At 71.8% G+C, this 19,144-nt stretch carries 15 protein-coding genes; 8 read left to right on the plus strand and 7 right to left on the minus strand.

Annotated elements, in window-relative coordinates; translation table 11 throughout:
• Window positions 1-17: 17 nt before the first annotated feature.
• Together ACFT9I_RS10010 and ACFT9I_RS10015 are read left to right on the plus strand one after the other, a co-directional pair.
• Complete coding sequence (locus tag ACFT9I_RS10010; protein ID WP_382562639.1) at window positions 18-1,406, plus strand: MFS transporter; 1,389 nt, start codon at window positions 18-20, stop codon at window positions 1,404-1,406.
• Entirely contained in the window at window positions 1,403-1,957 is a 555-nt protein-coding gene (locus ACFT9I_RS10015; protein ID WP_382562578.1) for a cysteine hydrolase family protein, read from the plus strand. The genes ACFT9I_RS10010 and ACFT9I_RS10015 overlap by 4 nt, the downstream gene beginning before the upstream one ends.
• Window positions 1,958-1,981: 24 nt before the next feature.
• Here ACFT9I_RS10015 and ACFT9I_RS10020 read toward each other — a convergent pair whose 3' ends face one another.
• Entirely contained in the window at window positions 1,982-2,668 is a 687-nt protein-coding gene (locus tag ACFT9I_RS10020; RefSeq protein ID WP_382562580.1) for a pyridoxal 5'-phosphate synthase, read from the minus strand.
• A gap of 102 nt (window positions 2,669-2,770) precedes the next feature.
• On the opposite strand from ACFT9I_RS10020, the gene ACFT9I_RS10025 reads away from it, so the two are divergent.
• The gene (locus ACFT9I_RS10025; protein ID WP_382562582.1) at window positions 2,771-3,349 is read left to right on the plus strand and encodes a TetR/AcrR family transcriptional regulator; all 579 of its coding nucleotides are present in this window, start codon (window positions 2,771-2,773) and stop codon (window positions 3,347-3,349) included.
• A gap of 110 nt (window positions 3,350-3,459) precedes the next feature.
• On the opposite strand, the gene ACFT9I_RS10030 is transcribed toward ACFT9I_RS10025, so the two are convergent.
• Entirely contained in the window at window positions 3,460-4,107 is a 648-nt protein-coding gene (locus ACFT9I_RS10030; protein WP_078076684.1) for a TetR family transcriptional regulator, read from the minus strand.
• 339 nt (window positions 4,108-4,446) lie between these two features.
• Here ACFT9I_RS10030 and ACFT9I_RS10035 point away from each other — a divergent pair, with 339 nt between their 5' ends.
• A complete protein-coding gene (locus tag ACFT9I_RS10035) occupies window positions 4,447-5,232 on the plus strand; it encodes a VOC family protein (RefSeq protein ID WP_382562583.1) in 786 nt (261 codons plus the stop codon).
• 287 nt (window positions 5,233-5,519) lie between these two features.
• Window positions 5,520-7,979, plus strand: coding sequence for a serine/threonine-protein kinase (locus tag ACFT9I_RS10040; protein ID WP_382562585.1), 2,460 nt, complete (start codon window positions 5,520-5,522; stop codon window positions 7,977-7,979).
• Window positions 7,980-7,983: 4 nt separating this feature from the next.
• Here the strand turns inward: ACFT9I_RS10040 and ACFT9I_RS10045 are convergent, their stop codons facing one another.
• Window positions 7,984-8,703, minus strand: coding sequence for a hypothetical protein (locus ACFT9I_RS10045; protein WP_382562586.1), 720 nt, complete (start codon window positions 8,701-8,703; stop codon window positions 7,984-7,986).
• A gap of 198 nt (window positions 8,704-8,901) precedes the next feature.
• On the opposite strand from ACFT9I_RS10045, the gene ACFT9I_RS10050 reads away from it, so the two are divergent.
• A complete protein-coding gene (locus ACFT9I_RS10050; RefSeq protein WP_382562588.1) occupies window positions 8,902-9,411 on the plus strand; it encodes a hypothetical protein in 510 nt (169 codons plus the stop codon).
• Between the two features lie 196 nt (window positions 9,412-9,607).
• Here ACFT9I_RS10050 and ACFT9I_RS10055 read toward each other — a convergent pair whose 3' ends face one another.
• The 4 genes from ACFT9I_RS10055 to ACFT9I_RS10070 form a co-directional block, all read right to left on the minus strand.
• Complete coding sequence (locus tag ACFT9I_RS10055; protein WP_382562589.1) at window positions 9,608-9,778, minus strand: sigma-like protein; 171 nt, start codon at window positions 9,776-9,778, stop codon at window positions 9,608-9,610.
• A 306-nt stretch (window positions 9,779-10,084) separates the two neighbouring features.
• Complete coding sequence (locus ACFT9I_RS10060) at window positions 10,085-13,228, minus strand: BTAD domain-containing putative transcriptional regulator (RefSeq protein WP_382562590.1); 3,144 nt, start codon at window positions 13,226-13,228, stop codon at window positions 10,085-10,087.
• A 172-nt stretch (window positions 13,229-13,400) separates the two neighbouring features.
• Window positions 13,401-14,513 carry a hypothetical protein gene (locus tag ACFT9I_RS10065; RefSeq protein WP_382562592.1) on the minus strand — a complete coding sequence of 371 codons (1,113 nt, stop codon included), beginning with the start codon at window positions 14,511-14,513 and terminating at the stop codon, window positions 13,401-13,403.
• Between the two features lie 139 nt (window positions 14,514-14,652).
• On the minus strand, window positions 14,653-16,191 hold the full coding sequence (locus ACFT9I_RS10070) for a CehA/McbA family metallohydrolase (RefSeq protein ID WP_382562593.1): 1,539 nt from the start codon (window positions 16,189-16,191) through the stop codon (window positions 14,653-14,655).
• Window positions 16,192-16,442: 251 nt separating this feature from the next.
• Here ACFT9I_RS10070 and ACFT9I_RS10075 point away from each other — a divergent pair, with 251 nt between their 5' ends.
• Both ACFT9I_RS10075 and murJ read left to right on the plus strand, forming a co-directional pair.
• A complete protein-coding gene (locus ACFT9I_RS10075; protein WP_382562595.1) occupies window positions 16,443-17,270 on the plus strand; it encodes an LLM class F420-dependent oxidoreductase in 828 nt (275 codons plus the stop codon).
• A gap of 124 nt (window positions 17,271-17,394) precedes the next feature.
• A complete protein-coding gene (murJ, locus tag ACFT9I_RS10080) occupies window positions 17,395-19,137 on the plus strand; it encodes a murein biosynthesis integral membrane protein MurJ (RefSeq protein WP_382562597.1) in 1,743 nt (580 codons plus the stop codon).
• Window positions 19,138-19,144: the final 7 nt, after the last annotated feature.

Below are 19,144 nucleotides of genomic sequence, written 5' to 3' on the forward strand. Positions count from 1 at the left end.
GGCGGCTGCTGGCCCCGATGATGCTGGGAGCAGCCCTCAATCCGGTCAACTCCTCCATCATCTCTGTGTCGTTGGTACCGATCGGCGTCGCGCTCGGTGCGCCGCCCTCCCAAACCGCGTGGCTGATCTCGGCCCTCTATCTGGCCACCGCCATCGGGCAGCCCGTCGTGGGACGGCTGATCGACCTCTTCGGGCCGCGCCGTCTGTTCCTGATCGGGACGGCGCTGACCGGCGTCGCCGGGGTCGTCGGCATGCTCGCCCCCAATCTCGGGGTCCTCGTCGCCGCCCGCGTACTCCTCGGCCTCGGCACCTGCGCCGGCTATCCGGCCGCCATGTACCTCATCCGTAGCGAGGCCCGACGTACCGGACAGAACAGCCCGGCCGGTGTCCTCACCGCGCTCGCCGTCACCACCCAGACCATCGCCGTCATCGGCCCCAGCCTCGGCGGACTGCTGATCGGCGTCGGCGGCTGGCGCGCCACCCTGGCCGTCAACATCCCCCTCGCCCTCGTCGGCCTGTACCTCGGCGCCCGTCGCATCCCCGCGACCCCCGCCACTCCCATGCGCCGCGACGGCCGCCACCCCGTGAGCGACCTGGACCTGCCCGGCATGGGCCTGTTCTCCGTGGCGCTCGTCTGCCTCCTGCTGTTCCTGATGAACCCCGGCGGCGACGACTGGTACCTGGCGGTCCTGGCCGTCGTCGCGGCAGCCGGCTTCACCTGGCGCGAACTACGGACGCGGCAGCCCTTCATCGACGTACGCGTACTCGGTGGCAACCTGCCACTCCTCGCCACCTACGGCAGGGCCCTGCTCTGCTACGTCGTCACCTACGGCTTCCTGTACGGCTACACGCAGTGGACGGAGGAGGGGTACGGGCTCTCCGCCTCCCAGGCCGGCCTGGTCCAACTGCCCCTGTTCGCAACGGCGATCGTCGTCTCCACCCTCACCGGACGCCGCGAGGCCGTGCGCGGCAAGCTCCTGGTCGGCGCCGTCGGCCAGATCGCCGCCTGCGCCCTGCTGCTCCTCCTGCACGTCGACAGCCCGGTGCTGCTGCTCCTGGCCGTCGTGTTCGTACTCGGCGTCCCCCAGGGACTGAACAGCCTCGCCCTGCAGAACGCCGTCTACCACCAGGCCGACCCCGACCGCATCGGCTCCTCCGCCGGCCTCCTGCGCACCTTCGGCTACCTCGGCGCCATCATCGCCTCCGCCGCCAACGGCGCCTTCTACGGCGAACACGTCGACACCGGCGGCCTGCACCATCTCGCCTGGTTCCTGCTGGCCGTCAGCGTCCTGTTCCTCGCGGTGACCGTGGTCGACCGCTCACTGCGCCGTATCGGCCCCGCGAAGACCGAACCCCACTCCGAACCCCACCCCGAACCCACCGCAACGACGAAGGACCAACCATGACCAACTCAGCCCTGCTCGTGATGGACGTCCAGAAGGGCATCGTCGACCGCGTCCCCGACCTCGACCCCGACTACACGTCCCGCCTCGCCCGCGCCGTCACCGCGGCCCGGACCGCAGGCGTGCCGGTGGTGCACGTCGTCATCGGCTTCCGCCCCGGCCACCCCGAGACCCGGTCCAGCCAGGTCTTCAGCGCCCTGCCCGACGGTGCCTTCACCGACGACGACCCCGGCGCCGCCATCCACCCCGACGTCGCGCCCCGCCCCGGCGAGAGCGTCGTCACCAAGAAGCGCGTCAGCGCCTTCGCCGGCAGCGACCTCGACCTCGTTCTGCGCGGCGGCGGCATCGACCGCCTCGTCCTGACCGGCCTCGCCACCAGCGGCGTCGTCCTGTCGACGCTCCGCCAGGCCGCCGACCTCGATTTCCGGCTGACCGTCCTGTCCGACGGCTGCGGCGACGCCGACGCGGAGGTCCACCGGGTGCTGACCGAGAAGGTCTTCCCGCGCCAGGCGGAGGTCACCACCGTCGACGCGTGGATCTCCGGCCTCGGCTGACCAGGGCCCTGGGGCGCCGGGGCACTAGGGCCAGAGCAGCTCCCGCACCCAGCCGCCGTCGGTACGGCGGTAGCGCAGCCGGACGTGGCGCCGCCGGGCGTCGCCCTGGAAGAACTCGACCTCGTCGGCGTCGAGCACATACCGCCTCCAGGTCGGCGCGGGCGCGTCCGGCTCGGCCTGCGCCCGCTCCCACGCGGCCTGCGACACGCGCGCCAACTCCTCGGCGGACCCGAGCACTTCACTCTGCCGCCCGGTGAGCGCGGAGGCCAGCGCCCCGGTGGACCGTACGGCCAGATCGGCCCGGCTCTCCTCGGCCCCCGCGGCACTCACCGCACCCCGCACCCGGATCTGCCGCCCCTGCGCGGGCCAGTAGAACCCGAGCGCGGCCCACGGCCTGGCGGCCAGTTGGCGGCCCTTCGCGCTGGTCACGTGCGAGGCGAAGTGCCAGCCGCGCTCGTCGGCGTCGTGCAGCAGCAGGGTGCGTACGTCGGGCCGCCCGTCCCCGTCGACGGTCGCGAGCACCATGGCATGCGGCTCGACCTGCCCGGCCCCGACGGCCTCGACGAACCACCGCTGGAACAGCACCAGCGGTACGTCGGGCACGTCGCCGGCATCGAAGCCGGCCAGCCCGGAGTCCCAGGTCCGCAGATCGCGCAGTACCGCACGGAATGCCTGCTGCTGCTCGTCGCTCACGTCGCTCAGGTCGCTCATGGGCTCATTCAACCGCGCCGGACCGCGCCCGAAGACCCATGACCACTTAGGATGTAGTACTACATTTGAAGTGGTGCCAAACAGGAAAGGTGCGACCACCCCGTGCGACAGAACCTGGCCCGCCGCTCCGCGCTCGTCGATGCCGCCATCGAAGTACTCGCCCGTGACGGCGCCCGGGGGCTGACCTTCCGGGCCGTCGACGTCGAGGCGGACGTGCCCAAAGGTACGGCGTCCAACTACTTCACCAACCGTGATGAGCTGCTCAATCAGGTGAGTCACCGGATCTACGTGCGGCTGCTTCCCGACGAGGCCACCGTCGCCGGCATGGTCACCGGGCCCAACACCCGAGAGCGGACGGCGGAGTTGGTACGGCAGGTGGTGGAGCGGGTCGCCGCGTTCCGGACCGGGTTTCTCGCGCTGCTCGAACTGCGGCTGGAGGCCACCCGGCGTCCCGAACTGCGCGCCGTACTGACCGCGCGCGTGGCGGAGGACGTCGAGGCGAATGTCGCGCATCATCTGGCGTCCGGGCTGCCCGGTGACGCCGACGCGGTCAAGGTGATCTATCTGGCGACCAATTGGCTCGTGGTGGAGCGGCTCACGCTGCCCGGTGTCTTCTCGGAGGAGGAGACCGCGCGGCTCATCGGCGTCCTGGTGGAGCGGGTGCTGCCGTCCGGTCCGTGAGACACCCGCGAGACGCCCGTGAGTCACCCGGCGCTCGTGAGAAGGGAGCGCCGGCGGGGATCAGTTCGCTGATCCGCCGCCGGCGTGACAGGACGGAGGGAAGGGCACCGTTACTTCGCCGGCTTCTTGCCCGTGATGCCCAGGTGGACCAACAGGGCCAGATTCGGCTTCAGTTCGGCCTGCTTCACGCCCCAGGTCTGGAAGCCCTTCTGGTGCCCGGCCACCGCGGCGAGCATGACGACCAGCGAACCGGCCATCGCGGCGGGGTTGACGTCCTTGTCGACCCTGCCTTTGGACTGGAGCTCCTTCACGGAATCCGTAAGGGAGTTGGTGACCGAACTCAGGATCTTCATGCGGATCTTGTAGAACCGCTTGTCGCCCTCGGCCGCGCCGAGATCGATGACCCTGAGGATCGCGTCGTTCTTGCGCCAGAAGTCGAGGAATCCCTCTACGAGTTCTTCCGCCGTCTGGCGTCCCGCTTTACCGGCCCAGGAGCGCCCGGAGACCAGTTCGGTCAATCCGGCGCCCTCCTTGGCCATTTCCTCCGCGATCTCAAGGACAGCGCCCTCGACGTCCGGGAAGTACTGATAGAAGGTCGCGGGTGAAGTGCCTGCCTTCCGGGCAACGTCGATGACTTTGACGTCCCGATACGGCGAGGTGCTGAGCATCTCGCTGAGGCAGTCGAGCAGCTTCTGCCGCGTCGCCTGGCCGCGCCGACCGGCCACGCGGCCGTCGACGGTACGTACTTGTCCTGTCATGCCGTCAGCTTACCGAGGGGTGATCGGAGCGCGATTCGGCCGACTGCAAATGGGGAACCGCCCGCTGATCACCGGGGCTCGGAAGAGGGGCTGGAAGAGCGGGCGAAGAGGGGCGGGAGAGGAGCGGAAGAGGCCCGCCCGGAGCCTGTGACCAGGAATAGTGTTATCAACAGCCTGTGGACAACCGCGGTGGATAACCCAATGCGCACAGGCCCTCACCGGGAGACAATTAGTCAATTGTTCGATTTGCCCCGTCCTGCGCCGGGCGAAATGCGCCATTAGCGTGGCCGGAAGGCGCACCGCTCGGGCGGTACGCACACGGAGGAAGGATCCGGGCTCATGGCCGCATTCGCGGAAGGCGCACCGTGCTGGGTGGATGTGTCGCTTCCCGACGTCCGGGCGGGCAAGCGTTTCTACGGCGAGCTGTTCGGCTGGACATTCGGCGCGGACGGCGGTGCGGCATACGGGTACTACACGAATGCATTCAGTGACGGAAAGCGCGTCGCCGCCCTCGCCGCGAAGCAGGACGGGCGTATGCCGACCGCCTGGGGCGTTTATTTCGCGACATCGGACGCCACCGCGCTCAGTGCGCGAATCAAGGAGGCCGGCGGCGGAATGGTGATGGATCCGACAGCCGTGGGGCCGTACGGCACGATGGCGCAGGGTGTCGATCCCGGCGGCGCGGTCTTCGGCCTCTGGCAGCCGGGCGCGCACTCCGGCTTCGAAAAGCAGAGTGAGCCCGGATCTTTCTGCTGGACAGAGGTCTATACGAGGGACAAGGAGAGCGTCGACCTCTTCTACGAGTCGGTATTCGGCTTCGTCGGCAAGGACCTCCCGGGCGAACCGGTCGACTTCCGCACCTGGTCCCCGGCGGGATCCGAGCCGGGGAGTGACAGCGCCATCGGCGGGCGAAGTGTCATCACCGACGCATTTCCCAAGGAGATGCCGGGGCATTTCCTCGTTTACTTCTCCGTGGCGGACTGCGACGAGACGGTCGCCGAGGCGGTACGGCTGGGCGGCCGGGTCCGCGAGTCCGCCGCCGACACCCCGTACGGCCGGATCGCGAGCCTGGTGGACAACCAGGGCGCGGTCTTCGCGGTGCTGGCGGAGCCGGAGGCCGCCTGAGTCCTGAAGACGGAGGCCGCCTGAAGGTTGTTTCAGGTGGTTCGAGAGTGGTTTGAGGGGCGCGTGCGAGTCGTGTGTACGGGTGGGGCAACCCGCGTTGGTCCGTACGCGTCAAGACTGTTACGGACGTGATAGTCACTCCGTACGCGGTCGTTCGCTCATTTCCTGTCCGAAACAGGGTGAGACACCCCGATCCGCCCCCGGGTTCGCAACCATCGACCCAGACAGGAAGAATCAGGGGGCAGGGGGCCGTACCTTTGTGGCCCGTACGGGGAGGTGGCAGGCAAGTGGAGCAGCTGACGCAGCACGATCCGAGACGTATCGGGCCCTTCGAGGTGCTCGGACGCCTCGGAGCGGGCGGTATGGGGCTCGTCTATCTCGCGCGCTCGGCCTCGGGCCGACGCGTGGCGATCAAGACGGTGCGGACCGAGCTCGCCGAGGACCAGCTGTTCCGCGTCCGTTTCACGCGCGAGGTGGAGGCCGCCCGCGCGGTCAGCGGCTTCTACACGGCCGCCGTGGTGGACGCCGACCCCCGGGCCGCCGTGCCCTGGCTGGCCACCGCCTACGTGCCCGCGCCCTCCCTCGAAGAGATGGTCAACCGGTGCGGCCCGCTGCCCGTGCAGGGCGTGCGCTGGCTGGCCGCCGGTATCGCCGAGGCGCTGGAGTCCATCCACGGCGAGGGCCTGGTCCACCGCGACCTCAAGCCGTCGAACGTGCTGGTCGTGGAAGACGGTCCGCGCGTCATCGACTTCGGTATCGCATCCGGCGTCTCCAACACCCGGCTGACCATGACCAACGTGGCCGTCGGCACCCCGGCGTACATGTCTCCCGAGCAGGCACGCGACTCCCGCAGCGTCACGGGCGCGAGCGACGTCTTCTCGCTCGGCTCCACCCTTGTCTTCGCCGCCACCGGCCACGCGCCCTTCCACGGGGCCAACCCGGTCGAGACCGTCTTCATGCTGCTGCGCGAGGGACCGAACCTGGAGGGGCTGTCGGAGGAGCTGCGCCCGCTCATCGAGTCGTGCATGCAGATGGACGCCACCCAGCGCCCGTCGCCCGCCGATCTCCAGTCGCAGCTCGCCCCGCATCTGTTCGCCTCGGGCAGTGACGACAGCGGTACGGCTTCGGCCTGGCTGCCCGCGTCCGCCACCGAGATGATCGAGGAACGCCGTGGCGGCGGGCGCATCAACGCGGCCGCCGCCGCTGCCGCGCGTCCCCCGCTGCCCCCGCCGCCCTCCCACGACCCGCCTCCGCCCCCGCGCGCGCCCGACTGGGACGCCGCGTGGAGCCCCGACGGCGAAGGCCGGGGCGGGCAAGGCGGCAGGCAGGGCGGGCAGGGCGGCGGCCGTGGCCCCGCGGTGTCCGTGCCCGCGCCCGCCGGACCGGCCCACGGCGGCCCCGTCCGCCTCTCCGGCTCCCCGGTACCGATCGGCCCCGGCCCCCGCGTCGCGGAGGGCCGCGGCGCCGCCTCCGTCGACGCCGGACCCGCCACCGGCTGGATCCGGCCGCCGCTCGGGCCGAACGGCGCACCGCTGTCCACCAGCGCCGTCCAGGCCCCCGCCGTACCGCCGATGCCCGCACCGGCGCCCGTCCCCGACGGCGGCGCCGCGCCGGGCCGCTGGCGGCCCTGGCGCTTCCGGATGTCGAACGACGTCTGGGGCACCCCCGTCGTCGACGGCGATCTGCTCTACGTCACGTCGTTCGAGGTGCACGCGCTGGACGTGGGCAGCGGGCGCCGGCAGTTCAAGACCCGCGACGTCGCCTGGGCGATGGCCGTCGCCGGAGGCCGTATCCACGCCTCCGACGGCCCCACCCTCTACGCGCTCGACGGCGCGGACGGCACCGAGCGCTGGCGCCTCCAGACCGACGCGTGGGTGTACTCGCTCAAGACCGACCGGGGCACCGTCGTCACCGGCACGCGCGGCGGCGGCGTCCAGGCGTGGGAGGCGTCCAACGGCGAGAAGCTGTGGGAAGTCACCGGCGCCCAGACCGACTTCGAGACACCGGAGGCCGGGCCCGCGATCTTCGACGGCACGGTGTACGTATGGCAGGACGCCCGGCTCCGGGCACTCGACGCGCGCACCGGCAGCGAGCGCTGGTCGTACCCCGTCGGCGACGGCGCCGCCTGCGGTGGCGTACCGATTCGCCTGGTGCCCGCGCCGGACGGATACGTGTACGTCTCCGCCGGCACCCGCGTGCTCTCCATCGACGTCGCGAGCGGGCACGTGCGCTGGCGCTTCGAGGCGCCCGCCGTCTTCCTCTCCCCGCCCGCCTTCGCGCCCGGCCCGGCCGTGACCGGCGGCGGCGTGTATCTCGCCGACTACCTCGGCACGGTGTACGCGCTGGACGCGACCACCGGCAAGGACCGCTGGCGCATCGCCACCGAGGCCCGCCAGTCCCTCGAACCGGTCCTGGTCACCGCCGGGAACGTGCACGTCGGCAGCGGCAGCGCGCTCTACACGCTGGACGCGGTGGCCGGTACGCCCAAGTGGCGCTTCGCCGCGGGCGGCGAGGTCGTCGGCGCACCCGTCGTGGCCGACGGCCGGCTGCACTTCGGCTCGGCCGACCATGTCCTCTACACGCTGGACGCCGGCGGGGGACAGCTCCGCTGGAAGCTGGCGACGGGCGGCGAGATCACGGGCTCACCGGTGGCGCGTGGGGGAGTCGTGTACGCGTGCAGCAAGGACCGTTGCGTCTACGCGCTGGACGCGATCAAGGGCACGGCGACGGGCCGCGGCGCCCGCTGATCCGTTACGGGCGGCGGCCGGTGTCGTCGTCGTCCGGAGGCGGAGGCGGAGGCGGCGGTGGCGGCGTCCAGGGCTGCTCCCGGGTGTCGTCCCAGGCGTGCTGTTCCGTACTTCCCGCGGACGGTTCGGTGTCGTACGGCTGGTACGACTGGTGAGGCTGGTACGGCTCCTGCTGGTCGTACCCGACCTGTCCGACCTGTCCGGTGTCCCCGTACCGCTCGCGGTCCAGGTCGCGGTCCATGTCGCGGCCCCGGTCCCGGTCCCGGTCGCCCCCGACGTACCGATGCCCCCCGCCCCCACCCCTGCGCCGCGTACGGCGCCCGCTCATCACCGCCGCCGCGATCAGCAGCAGCACCCCGCCGCCGAAGGCGCCCGCGACGCCGAGGCCGATCCCCGTGCCGTCGCTGGTCAGCGTGAGACCGTCGGCGCGCTGTCCCTGGCGCACCATCCACAGGACGGTGAAGCCGAGCACGATCAGCCCGGACAGCGCCACCAGCAGCCGCGAGCGCAGCACCAGTCCGAGCAGGGTGACCAGCGCGGCGAAGACGAAGGGCAGCAGGAGCGACACCCACAGGTCGGAGCTGGTGCCGGTGATGCCGTTGAACAGGTCCTCGACGCGGTAGTCCCGGCCGTGCCGGCCGTCGTACCAGGCCTGGAACGGGCTCGCCACCGCCGCGGCGGCCCCGATGACGGCGAGGACCGACCCGATGATGTTGCGGACCATCGACGGCCTCCTTCGGTGAGCGTGCGGAGCACAGCTGCCGAAATTCGACGCTACGCCCGGGAACCATGGGCCGCCAGATTTGGTCCCGTGCACCGAGGTCTCCTGCACCGAGCACCCCTTGCGTCCTGCTAGGGTGACATGCGCTCGACAAAAGGGCATCAACAGTGACCAACCGCACCATTTTCAACGGGGGTTGAAGTGAAAATTCGCCATGTCCGCGCCATAGCCGTCTTCGGCATCGCCATCGTCGCGCTGACCGGCGCCCGTGGCTCCGGCGGCGGCTGCTCCAGCTCCAGCAGCAGTTCCAGCAGCAGCGGCGGCAGCCACTCGGACAGCGACTACGACGACGACTACGACAGCGACAGCACGTCGGGCTCCACCACCACCGGGGGCTCCGTCACGGGCGGCAGCTCGGCCGACGCGGCCCGCGACCTGACCATCGCCGGCTGCAAGTACGACACCGCCAAGCAGGGCTTCATCGCCACGGTGACCGCCAACAACAGTGGCGCCGTGGACTACACCTACTCGTTCACGGTGGAGTTCACCGACTCCTCCGGGGCGACGGTCGGCACCAGCGCCGGCAGCCTCTCCGGCGTCATGGCGGGCGGCTCCGACAGTGTCGAGGTCATCGCCGTGGACACGTCCGGCCAAGAGGGTGCCTCCGGCGGCGAGTGCACGGTCGACAACGCGATCCGTACCTCCGCCTGAGAACCGCTCGGAGCCACTGAGAGCACCTGAAGGACAGAGAAAGACAGAGAAAGACAGAAGAACGACGGTCGGCGGGGCCCCCTGAACGGTCCCGACTTCCGTCGTTCCTCTGTCTTTCGCCCCCTGCCGGGCGCGGTCGCGGCAGCCCCCCTCCCCCGCCGCCGCGACCGCGCCCGGTCGTGCCCCCGTGCGACTGCTACTTGGGCGGCGCCGGCGAGTGGTGGTCGCCCTGGGTCGTCGCGTTGCCCTTGGGCGGTACGGGCGAGTGGTGGTCGCCCTGCGTGGTCACGTTGTCCTTCGGCGGCGCCGGCGAGTGGTGGTCGCCCTGCGTGGTGATGTCGTCCGTGTTCTTCTCGGTGCTGCTCATCTTTCCCCCTTGGGATCCCTGCGTCTTACAGAAGGCGGCCTTCTGCCCGGATACTCCCCCGAGGTCGCCGGGCAGAAGGCCTGGGAGACCGCCCATCTCCCTGCGGAGGTGGTGGTCCCAAGCGACCCGTCTGCCCCCCGAGGCGACGGATCGAATATGCACTGGAGCATGCCGAAAGAGCATAAACATTCGATGAACGCCCAGGCCGGGCGCCCCGTAGGACATCGGACGTCCCTCGGGCCACTCATGCCGCGCCGCGCGGAACTCAGACCGGGCCCCGGAGGCGCACGCCGCGGTCCGCGGAACTCACGCCGCGCTGAGCGGGGCGTCGAGCAGCCCCCGTACCTCCTCGGCCTCCGCCGCGTCCGACCGCTCCAGCAGCGACAGCGCCTCGCGCCAGCACACCCGCGCCCGGTCCGCCTGCCCCAGGCTCTCCAGCGCCTTGCCCAGCGTGATCAGGACGTTGGCCCGCGTCCGGTCGCCGCCGATGCAGCCGATCGCCAGTGCCTGCTCGGCGTGCTGCGCGGCCGCGGCGGCGCGGCGGGCCGCGAGATGGGCCTGGGCGATACGGAAATGGGTCGTGCCCTCCCACAGCCGCTGCCGGTTCGCCTCGAACCCCGCCATCGCCTCGCCCAGTTGCTCCAGCGCCTCCGTGTGCCGCCCGGCGTGCGTGAGCGCGATGCCCAGCGCGAAGCGGGCGTTGGAGAGCCGCAGGGTGTGGCCGATGCTGTCGTAGACCTGGACGCCCTGCTCGGCCAGCGCGATGGCCCGTGACGTACGGCCCATGGAGTGCTGGATGCGCGAGAGGTTGCACAGGGCGCTCGCTTCGCCGGGGCGGTTGCCGTCGGCGCGGGAGCCCTCCATCGCCTTGAGCAGATGCGCCTCGGCGTCCTTGAAGCGGCCCTGGTTGAAGGCGATGATGCCCCGGTCGTTGTCCGACCAGTAGACCGGCGCCGGGTCCCCGACGGACGCCGCGAGTGCCGCCGCCTGCCGGGCCTCCTCGTCCGCCTCCTCGTAACGGCCCGCCACCAGATGGACGTTGGTCATCGAGGTCCGCGCGCGTCCCTCCGTACGGGCGTCGCCCGCCTCGCGGGCCGCGGCGAGCGCCGAACGGGCCGCCGCCTCGTACGACTTGGAGTTGGCGCCCGACTCCGCCAGGTCCTGCGCGGCCCACAGCAGGTCCACGGCGACCCGCAGCCGGGTCCCGCCCGCCGCCTGCCTGGCGCACGCCAGCAGGCAGTCGGCCTCCGCGTACAGCCAGTCCTGCGCCTCCTGCCGCTCGGTGAAGACCAGGCCCGCGTACTCCGTCGGCTCCAGATGGTCCTTGAGCCGGTCGCCCGGCCGCTCGATGGTGTACACCCGCGATGCCGTCGCCAGATAGAAGTCCAGCAGCCGGAACAGCGCCAAGTCGATCCCGGTGGGCGGCTGTTCGTCGCGGTCGGCGCAGGCGCGCGCGTAGAGCCGGACCAGATCGTGGTAGCGGTAGCGGCCGGGCGCCGCCGACTCGACCAGGGAGGTGTCCACCAGGGACTCCAGCAGATCCTCGGTCTCGTGCAGCGGCAGATCCAGTACGGCGGCGGCCGCCGCCAGCGAGATGTCCGGGCCGTCGGCCAGCCCCAGCAGCCGGAACGCGCGGGCCTGCGCGGGTTCCAACTGGCCGTAGCCCAGCTCGAAGGTCGCCTTCACCGCCAGGTCGCCCGCCTGGAGTTCGTCCAGCCGCCGGCGCTCGTCGGCGAGCTTCGCCGCCAGCACCGAGACCGTCCAGGTACGGCGCGAGGCCAGCCGGGAGGCGGCGATACGGATGGCGAGCGGCAGGAAACCGCAGGCGGCGACCACGTCCAGCGCCGCTTCGCGCTCGGAGCTGACGCGCTCCTCACCCACTATCCGGGTGAACAGCTGAAGCGCCTCCTCCGGCGACATCACGTCCAGGTCGACCAGATGGGCACCCTCCAGATCGACCATCCGGACCCGGCTCGTGACGAGCGCGGCGCAGCCCTCCGTACCGGGCAGCAGCGGGCGCACCTGCGCGGCGTCGCGCGCGTTGTCGAGCAGGATCAGGACCTGACGGCCGTCCAGCGCCGAGCGGTACAGCGCGGAGCGCTCGTCCAGCGAGACCGGGATCGCCGAGTCGGGCGTGCCGAGCGCCCGCAGGAACGAGCCGAGCACCGCCTCCGGTTCGGCGTAGCGCGCGTCCGCGCCCTGGAGGTCGACGTACAACTGGCCGTCGGGGAAGCGCGGTCGGGCCGCGTGCGCGACATGCACGGCGAGCGTCGTCTTGCCCACGCCGCCGATACCGGCGAGCGCGGAGACCGCCATCACCGATCCCTCGGCGCTCGCGAGCCGCCTGCCCAGCTCCCGCACGAACACCTCCCGGCCCGTGAAGTCCGGCACCGTGGCGGGCAGTTGGGCGGGCCGGGTGAAGGTCGCGACCGGCGCGGTCTCCTCCACCGGGCGGGCCAGCTCGGCGTCCGCCTGGAGGATGCGGTGCTGGAGCTTGGAGAGTTCGGGGCGCGGGTCCACCCCCAGTTCGTCGGCGAGGAGACGGCGCGTGTCCGCGTACACGGCCAGCGCCTCGGCCTGCCGGCCGCTGCGGTAGAGGGCCAGCATCAGCAGCTCGCGCAGGCGCTCGCGCAGCGGCTGCGCGGCGGTCAGCGCGGTGAGTTCGGAGACGGCCTCCGCGTGCCGGCCCAGCTCCAGGTCTATGTCCAGCCGGTGCTCGACGAGTTGGAGGCGCCACTCGTCGAGCCGGTGGCGTTCGTTCTCGGCGTACGGACCGGGCACGGACGCCAGCGGCTCGCCGTCCCAGAGCCCCAGGGCCTTGTTGATCAGCAGACGGGCCTGCTGGCGGTTGCCCGCGGCCCGCTCCTTCTCGGCGGCGGTGGCCAACTCCTGCGCCATGCTCAGGTCGAGGGCGTCGGGCCTGGTGTGCAGGGCGTAGCCGCCGGACTCGCTGACCAGGACACCGGGGGTGAGGACCTTGCGCAGCCGGGAGGCGTACGTCCGTACGGCCGCGAGCGCCTGGGAGGGCGCCGACTCGCCCCAGATCGCGTCGATCAGCTCCCCGGCGGTGGCGGTACGGCCGTCCCGCAGGAGCAGGGCGGCGAGCAGCGCGCGCTGCTGGGGCGAACCGGGCGGCAGCAACTCGCCGCCACGCCAGGCGCGTACGGGCCCGAGCACGCTGAAGCGCAGCTCGCCGACGAGGGGTGCCGGGGCCGGGGTGGCGGGGGCAGGGACGGGCGCCGACGCGGCCGGGGTGGGTGTCGGGGTGGTCGGCGTGGCGGGTGCCGGGGCGTCGCTGTTCGGTGCGTCGCTCGGTGCGTCGCTCGGTGCGCTGTTCGTTGTGCCTGTCGACGTGCTCACAGACGGGCCCGTCGACGTGCTCATCGACGTGCTGTCCAGTGCGGCCGGAGCCCGCTGCTCCGGTACGCGCGGCCCGCTGTCACGGTGCATAGCTCCCCCTGCCCCCGAACTGCCGGTATCGCCCCCGACAGTCTGCCTTGTCCGGAGTGGCGGCGTCAGCCTCGGGCGGGGGTCTGCACAAGCCCTCGACACGGTAAAGGACGACGCCCCTCCGGGTAAATCCTGAACGTCCCGAACCGGGAGTGACGGCAGCGACGGGACCTCACCTCGCCGACGGCAGGCGGCGCTCCGACGGCAGACGCAGATCGGTGCAGCCGTGCCGCTCGGCCGACCGCTCCGCGAACTCCCGGAACGCGGGCAGCCCGAAAGTCTCCTCGCCCTTCTCGCCGGGCAGCCACACGGTGGCAGCCTCGAGCGGCACGATCGCCGTGAACCGGGCGCGCTCGGCATCGCCGGGGCACTCCGCGCTCGCCCAGGCTCCGTGTACGCCGACTCCCGCCGCCGCCTCCGTGTTGACGTCGGCGACGTTCCGCCCGAGCAGCACGTCCGGACCGAACCGGGCGGTGAAGACGTAGGGCGCGTCGAAGTAGTCCGAGGCGATGACACGACAGGTCTCGTACACCGAGCCGCCGCCGACCCGGGTCTCCTCCATCTCCTCCAGCCGCTTGTCGCGGGAGAAGGGCAGGCCGGCGCAGGTGCCGTCGGCGCCGGCGACCGGTTCGGGCTCGACGACCGTGGGGGGCAGCGCCCGCAGGGGTTTGCCCGCCTCGGCGTCGCAGTCCCACTTCGCCGCGGCCTTGACGGCCGTCGCGACGGCGAACCGGGCCCAGAACAGATCGCTGTCGAGCCACCCGTCCTCCGACGCCTGACGGGCCTCCGTCTCCTCATGCCCGGTCTCGTTGAGGTAGGAGCCGACCGTCACCGCGACGCGGTCCTCACTGTCACGGCAGTCGACCAGGACCCGGACCGACCCGCCGTCGATCGCGCCGCGCCAGCCGCCGGTCAGCGGCACGGGCGACAGGCTCCCGCTGAAGTGCGGCAGGACGCGCTCCAGGTCCAGGGTCTCGTACTTCCCGGCGCCGAGCCGGGCCACGGTCACCTCCGCCGGCGCCACGCCGAGACGGCAGGAGTAGGCGTCCGGACCCAAGGTGGTGTCGCTCGACAGATTCGTGCCGGTTCGCAGGCCCTCGAACTGTGCACTCTTCTCGTGGGCCGGCAGGCCCCCGCAGAAGGTCTGCACGGCTTCCTCGTAGCGCCAACGCTCAGGGGTGCCGCTCTTCTCCCACCAGATCCAGCCCGCCAGCAGTACGAGGACCAGCGCCCCGGCCGACCACTCCGCCCACGCCCGCCAATTGACCCCCGCCGTACGTACCATGCCCGCCCTCGCCTCTTCTTCCAGGAATTGACGTGTTCCTGCCCTGTTGGATCACTCAGACTACGGCGGGGCGGAGGCGGGGCGTTGGCGGGCCGGGGGGCGCGGGAGGGGCGGGCCGGGGGTGCGGGTCGGACAGGGCCTACGCGCCCGCACGCCCCAGGAACACCGGATTCGTCAGCGCGACGAAGTTGCCAGGCAGGGGCGGGGCCGTCGCGGGCCGGCGTACCTCGGCGCGTACGTACGTCGCGTACTCGGCCGTCGTACGCCACTCCACCGTCCCCGTCCCCGACTCCGGCAGCGTGACGGTGTGCAGCGTCCCCTGGTCGGTGACGATGCGCGCCGAACTGCCCGCCGGGGCGCCGGTGACCTCAAGACGTACCGTCACCGGGTCGTCGTCGGCCACCCGCAGCCGCTCGCCGATGCCCGCGTGCAGGCCGCGACCGCCCGAGGCGCCGAAGGTCAGGGACACCGCGGCCGACTCCGCGACGTAGCTGCGGCCCGCGCGGATGCCCGCCAGGATCGCCTCGCGGGACAACTCGTCGGCGAGGACGACCGTCTGCGGGGTGCCGATCGGTTCGGGGTCGCGGTGCGCGTCGCTGCTCCCCATCGCGGGGGTCCACGGCCGCCCCGAACGGGCCGACGAGACAAGGGTGTTGTCCCAGGAGGCCAGGGCGACCTCGTCCTCCGGGGTGAAGGGACCGTTCCACACCTCGACCGCGTCGGCGTCCCCGAAGCCGAACTTCCAGTTGCAGCCGATGCAGGTGGCGTGCGGATGCGCCGGTACGACCAGACCGCCCGCGCGCCGTACCTCGCGCGCGTAGTGCCCGAAACGGTTGTCGCGGGCGCGGTAGCGCCAGTCGACGAACGTGCCCGCGTCCATGCCGATGGCCACGACATGGCCGTTGCGGGTGGTGATCTCCTCGCCCGTGAGGATGAGCAGGTCGTCGCCCCACAGCCCCTCCCAAGCGGCGTGCGCGGACGAGGTGTTGTGCTCGCTGGTGTTGATGAAGTCCAGCCCGGCGGCCCGCGCGCCCGCCGCGATCTCGGCGGGGGTGCGCCTGCCGTCCGAGTGCACGGAGTGCAGATGGCAGTCGCCCCGGTACCAGGCGCGCCCGCGCCCCTTGGCCCGCTCGGGCGGGTGCACCGGGCGCGGGGTGCGGCCGGGGGAGCCGTACGTGAGGGTGATCGTGACCTCGTACGCCAGGCCCTCGGGCGCGACGGTGTACGGCCCCAGCGCGATGTGCCACTTCCCGGACCGCACCGGGCCCGGCAGATAGCCGGGGGTCGCCTCGTCGGCGCGGATGAAGAACTCCGAACGGGCGCCGCCGGACCAGCCCCGGAAACCGTCCCCGCCCAGGCCGGTGCCGCGCTCGTCGAAGATGCCGATGTCGAGGGCGTTTCCCTGGGTGCCGGCGGGGACGGCGGGCCGCTGGTAGCTGTACGCGACGCGGATCTCGCGCACGCCGCGCGGGACGTCGACCGGGAGGTAGACGAAGTCCGGGGAACCGGTCGGCAGGGTGCCGCGTACGGTCCGGGTCTCCGCACCGGGTTCGCCGCTGCTGTTGTCGCCGGGTGCGGCGTTCGCGAAGCTCACGCTGCCCAACGTAAGGGCCGCGGCGGCTCCGGTCACGAGCAGACCGCGTCTGCCCATCGCGTGTTCGGTGTGGTCGTTGCACATGCCGGCGGCTCCCTGGAGGTGTCTGGAGGGACAGGAGTGGTGCACTCGAACCCTGGTATTGAGCCGTGAACGGGCGTGCAAGGGAAGGGGGTAGGGAGGTGGTGCGGACATTGCCGGTGGCTGTCCGTCCTGTTGTGTCGCGGGACACATGTGTGGCCCGATCCGCGTCAGCCCCGCCGGGCCGGGCATAGGTTTGAACGGCACCCGACCTCGGCGCAGCTCTCCACCCGAGCCGAAATGAGAACGCCCGCATGCGGATCGCGACCACCCTCTCCCTCACCGACGAGACGATCACGCCCGTGCGGCTCGCACGGGAGCTGGAGGAGCGTGGCTTCGCCGGGCTCTATCTCGGCGAGCACACCCACATCCCGGTCGAGCGGACCACCCCGTACCCGGCGGGCGGCGACCTGCCGCGTGAGTACGGCCGTACGCTCGACCCCTTCGTCGCGCTCGCCCAGGCGGCGGCGGTCACCGACCGCCTCGGGCTCGCCACCGGCATCACGCTCATCGCCCAGCACGACCCGATCGACCTCGCCAAGCAGATCGCGACGCTCGACCATCTGTCGGGCGGCCGGTTCACCCTCGGACTCGGCTTCGGCTGGAACAAGGAGGAGGCGGCGGACCACGGAGTGGAGTGGACGTCACGGCGCGCGCTCGGCTGGGACCGGCTGGCGCTGATGCGGGCGCTGTGGGCGCCCGAACCGACCCCGTACGACGGCGAGTTCGTCTCCGTCCGCCCGAGCGAGGCCCACCCCAAGCCGGCGAACGGCGCCCCCCGCACCCTGGTCGGCGGCGCGCCGGGCCCCAAACTCTTCGCCCGCATCGCCGAACAGGCGGACGGCTGGCTGCCGATCGGCGGCCGGGGCCTGGCCGAGTCGGTCCCGGCCCTGCGCAAGGCGTGGGAATCGGCGGGCCGTTCACCGGAAGCGCTCTATATCGTCCCGTACGCGGTCCACCCCTCGCCGGACAAGCTGACGCGCTACGCGGACCTGGGTGTGAGTGAAGTGGTGGTGCAACTGCCGTCGGGTGACGAGTCGGAGGTACTGAGGGCGCTGGACGAGTTCGCGCAGTACGTGTGACAGGTCGCCGTCCCTGTCGTGCTCGTCACTCCCGCACTCGTCACTCCCGCTACTCCCACTCCCGCTACTCCCACTCCCGATTCCATGGTCAACTCTCTTTCCCACACGGTGAAAGAGTGTGCGCATGAGCGCGCCGCACGACCACGACACCGTCACCCTGAGACTGCCGCCCGGGGTCCCGCAGCAGCACCAGGAGCCGGCAGCCACCCCTGCGGCGTCCAGCGGGTCCGCCGGGTCCGCAGGCCTGGCCAAGTCCAGCGCCCTCATGGCCGCCGGCACCATCGTCTCCCGTATCACCGGTTTCGCCCGCACCCTGGTCATGGCCGCGGCCATCGGCGTCGGCACGCTCAACGACTCCTACCAGGTCGCCAACGTCCTGCCCACGATGATCTACGTCCTCGTCGGCGGCGGCGCGCTGAACTCCGTCTTCGTACCGCAGCTCGTACGCGCCATGAAGAAGGACGACGACGGGGGCGAGGCGTACGCCAACCGCCTCCTCACCCTGGTCATGGTGGTGCTCGCGGCCGTCACCGTGCTCTGCGTCGTCGCCGCGCCGCTGCTCGTCCACCTCATGTCGCCGGACATCGCGGACGATCCGCGCCGGATGGCCGTCACCGTGGCCTTCGCCCGCTACTGCCTGCCGACCATGTTCTTCATGGGCGCCCATGTGGTGCTCGGCCAGATCCTCAACGCGCGCGGACGCTTCGGCGCCATGATGTGGACCCCGGTCCTCAACAACGTGGTGATCATCGCGGCGTTCGGCGGTTTCATCTGGGCCTTCGGCGGCTTCACCGGCTCCGGCGTCACCCCCGCCACGGTCACCCCGGAGGGCGTACGGCTCCTCGGCATCGGCACGTTGCTCGGTCTCGCCGTCCAGGCGCTCGCGATGCTGCCGTATCTGCGCGACGCAGGCTTCCGGCTCCGCCCGCGCTTCGACTTCCGGGGCCACGGGCTCGGCAAGGCCATGGGCCTCGCCAAATGGACGCTGCTCTTCGTGCTCGCCAACCAGCTCGGCATGGTCGTCGTCACCCAACTCGCCACCAAGGCGGGCGCGGCGGCCGAACAGGCCGGCTTCACCGGCACCGGCATCACCGCGTACAACTACGCCCTCCTCCTGTGGCAGATGCCGCAGGCCATCATCACCGTCTCCGTCATGACGGCCGTGCTCCCGCGCATCTCCCGCGCCGCCGTCGACGGCGACGCGGCGGCGGTACGCGACGACATCTCGTACGGTCTGCGGACCTCGGCCGTCGCGATCGTGCCGTGCGCCTTCGCCTTCCTGGCCCTGGGAGTCCCGATGGCGACGCTGCTCTACGCGGGCTCCGGGGCCGAGGGCGCGCGGGGCATCGGCTTCGCGCTGATGGCCTTCGGGCTGGGCCTCGTCCCGTACTCCGTGCAGTACGTGGTGCTGCGCGGCTTCTACGCGTACGAGGACACCCGAACCCCCTTCTACAACACCCTCGTTGTCGCCCTGGTCAACGCCGCCGCGTCCGCGCTCTGCTTCGCCGTCCTCCCGCCACGCTGGGCGGTGGTCGGCATGGCCGCGTCGTACGGCCTCGGCTACGCCTTCGGAGTCGGCATCGCCTGGCGCCGCCTCCGCAAGCGCCTCGGCGGCGACCTGGACGGCTCCCGCGTGCTGCGCACGTACGCCCGCCTGATCACGGCCTCGGCCCCGGCGGCCCTCGCGGCGGGCGCGGTGTCGTACGCGCTCACCCGCGCCCTGGGCAGCGGCGCGCTCCCGTCACTGCTCTCCCTGACGGCGGGCGGGCTGGTGCTGCTGTGCGTCTTCCTCGCGGCGGCCCGCCTCCTGCGTGTCCCGGAGCTGACGGCACTGACGGCCATGGTGCGGACGCGGCTGGGCCGTTGACGCGGGG

Origin of the sequence: Streptomyces sp. NPDC057137, assembly GCF_042670825.1 — a bacterium.
In the GTDB taxonomy this organism is placed as follows: Bacteria; Actinomycetota; Actinomycetes; order Streptomycetales; family Streptomycetaceae; genus Streptomyces.

Coding starts and splice junctions, on each gene's coding strand:
- ACFT9I_RS10020 (WP_382562580.1), bottom strand. CDS start 2,668: ATGAGCGACCTGAGCGACGTGAGCGACGAGCAGCAGCAGGCATTCCGT.
- ACFT9I_RS10035 (WP_382562583.1), top strand. CDS start 4,447: ATGGCCGCATTCGCGGAAGGCGCACCGTGCTGGGTGGATGTGTCGCTT.
- ACFT9I_RS10030 (WP_078076684.1), bottom strand. CDS start 4,107: ATGACAGGACAAGTACGTACCGTCGACGGCCGCGTGGCCGGTCGGCGC.
- murJ (WP_382562597.1), top strand. CDS start 17,395: ATGAGCGCGCCGCACGACCACGACACCGTCACCCTGAGACTGCCGCCC.
- ACFT9I_RS10065 (WP_382562592.1), bottom strand. CDS start 14,513: ATGGTACGTACGGCGGGGGTCAATTGGCGGGCGTGGGCGGAGTGGTCG.
- ACFT9I_RS10055 (WP_382562589.1), bottom strand. CDS start 9,778: ATGAGCAGCACCGAGAAGAACACGGACGACATCACCACGCAGGGCGAC.
- ACFT9I_RS10070 (WP_382562593.1), bottom strand. CDS start 16,191: ATGTGCAACGACCACACCGAACACGCGATGGGCAGACGCGGTCTGCTC.
- ACFT9I_RS10060 (WP_382562590.1), bottom strand. CDS start 13,228: ATGCACCGTGACAGCGGGCCGCGCGTACCGGAGCAGCGGGCTCCGGCC.
- ACFT9I_RS10075 (WP_382562595.1), top strand. CDS start 16,443: ATGCGGATCGCGACCACCCTCTCCCTCACCGACGAGACGATCACGCCC.
- ACFT9I_RS10010 (WP_382562639.1), top strand. CDS start 18: ATGATGCTGGGAGCAGCCCTCAATCCGGTCAACTCCTCCATCATCTCT.
- ACFT9I_RS10045 (WP_382562586.1), bottom strand. CDS start 8,703: ATGGTCCGCAACATCATCGGGTCGGTCCTCGCCGTCATCGGGGCCGCC.
- ACFT9I_RS10015 (WP_382562578.1), top strand. CDS start 1,403: ATGACCAACTCAGCCCTGCTCGTGATGGACGTCCAGAAGGGCATCGTC.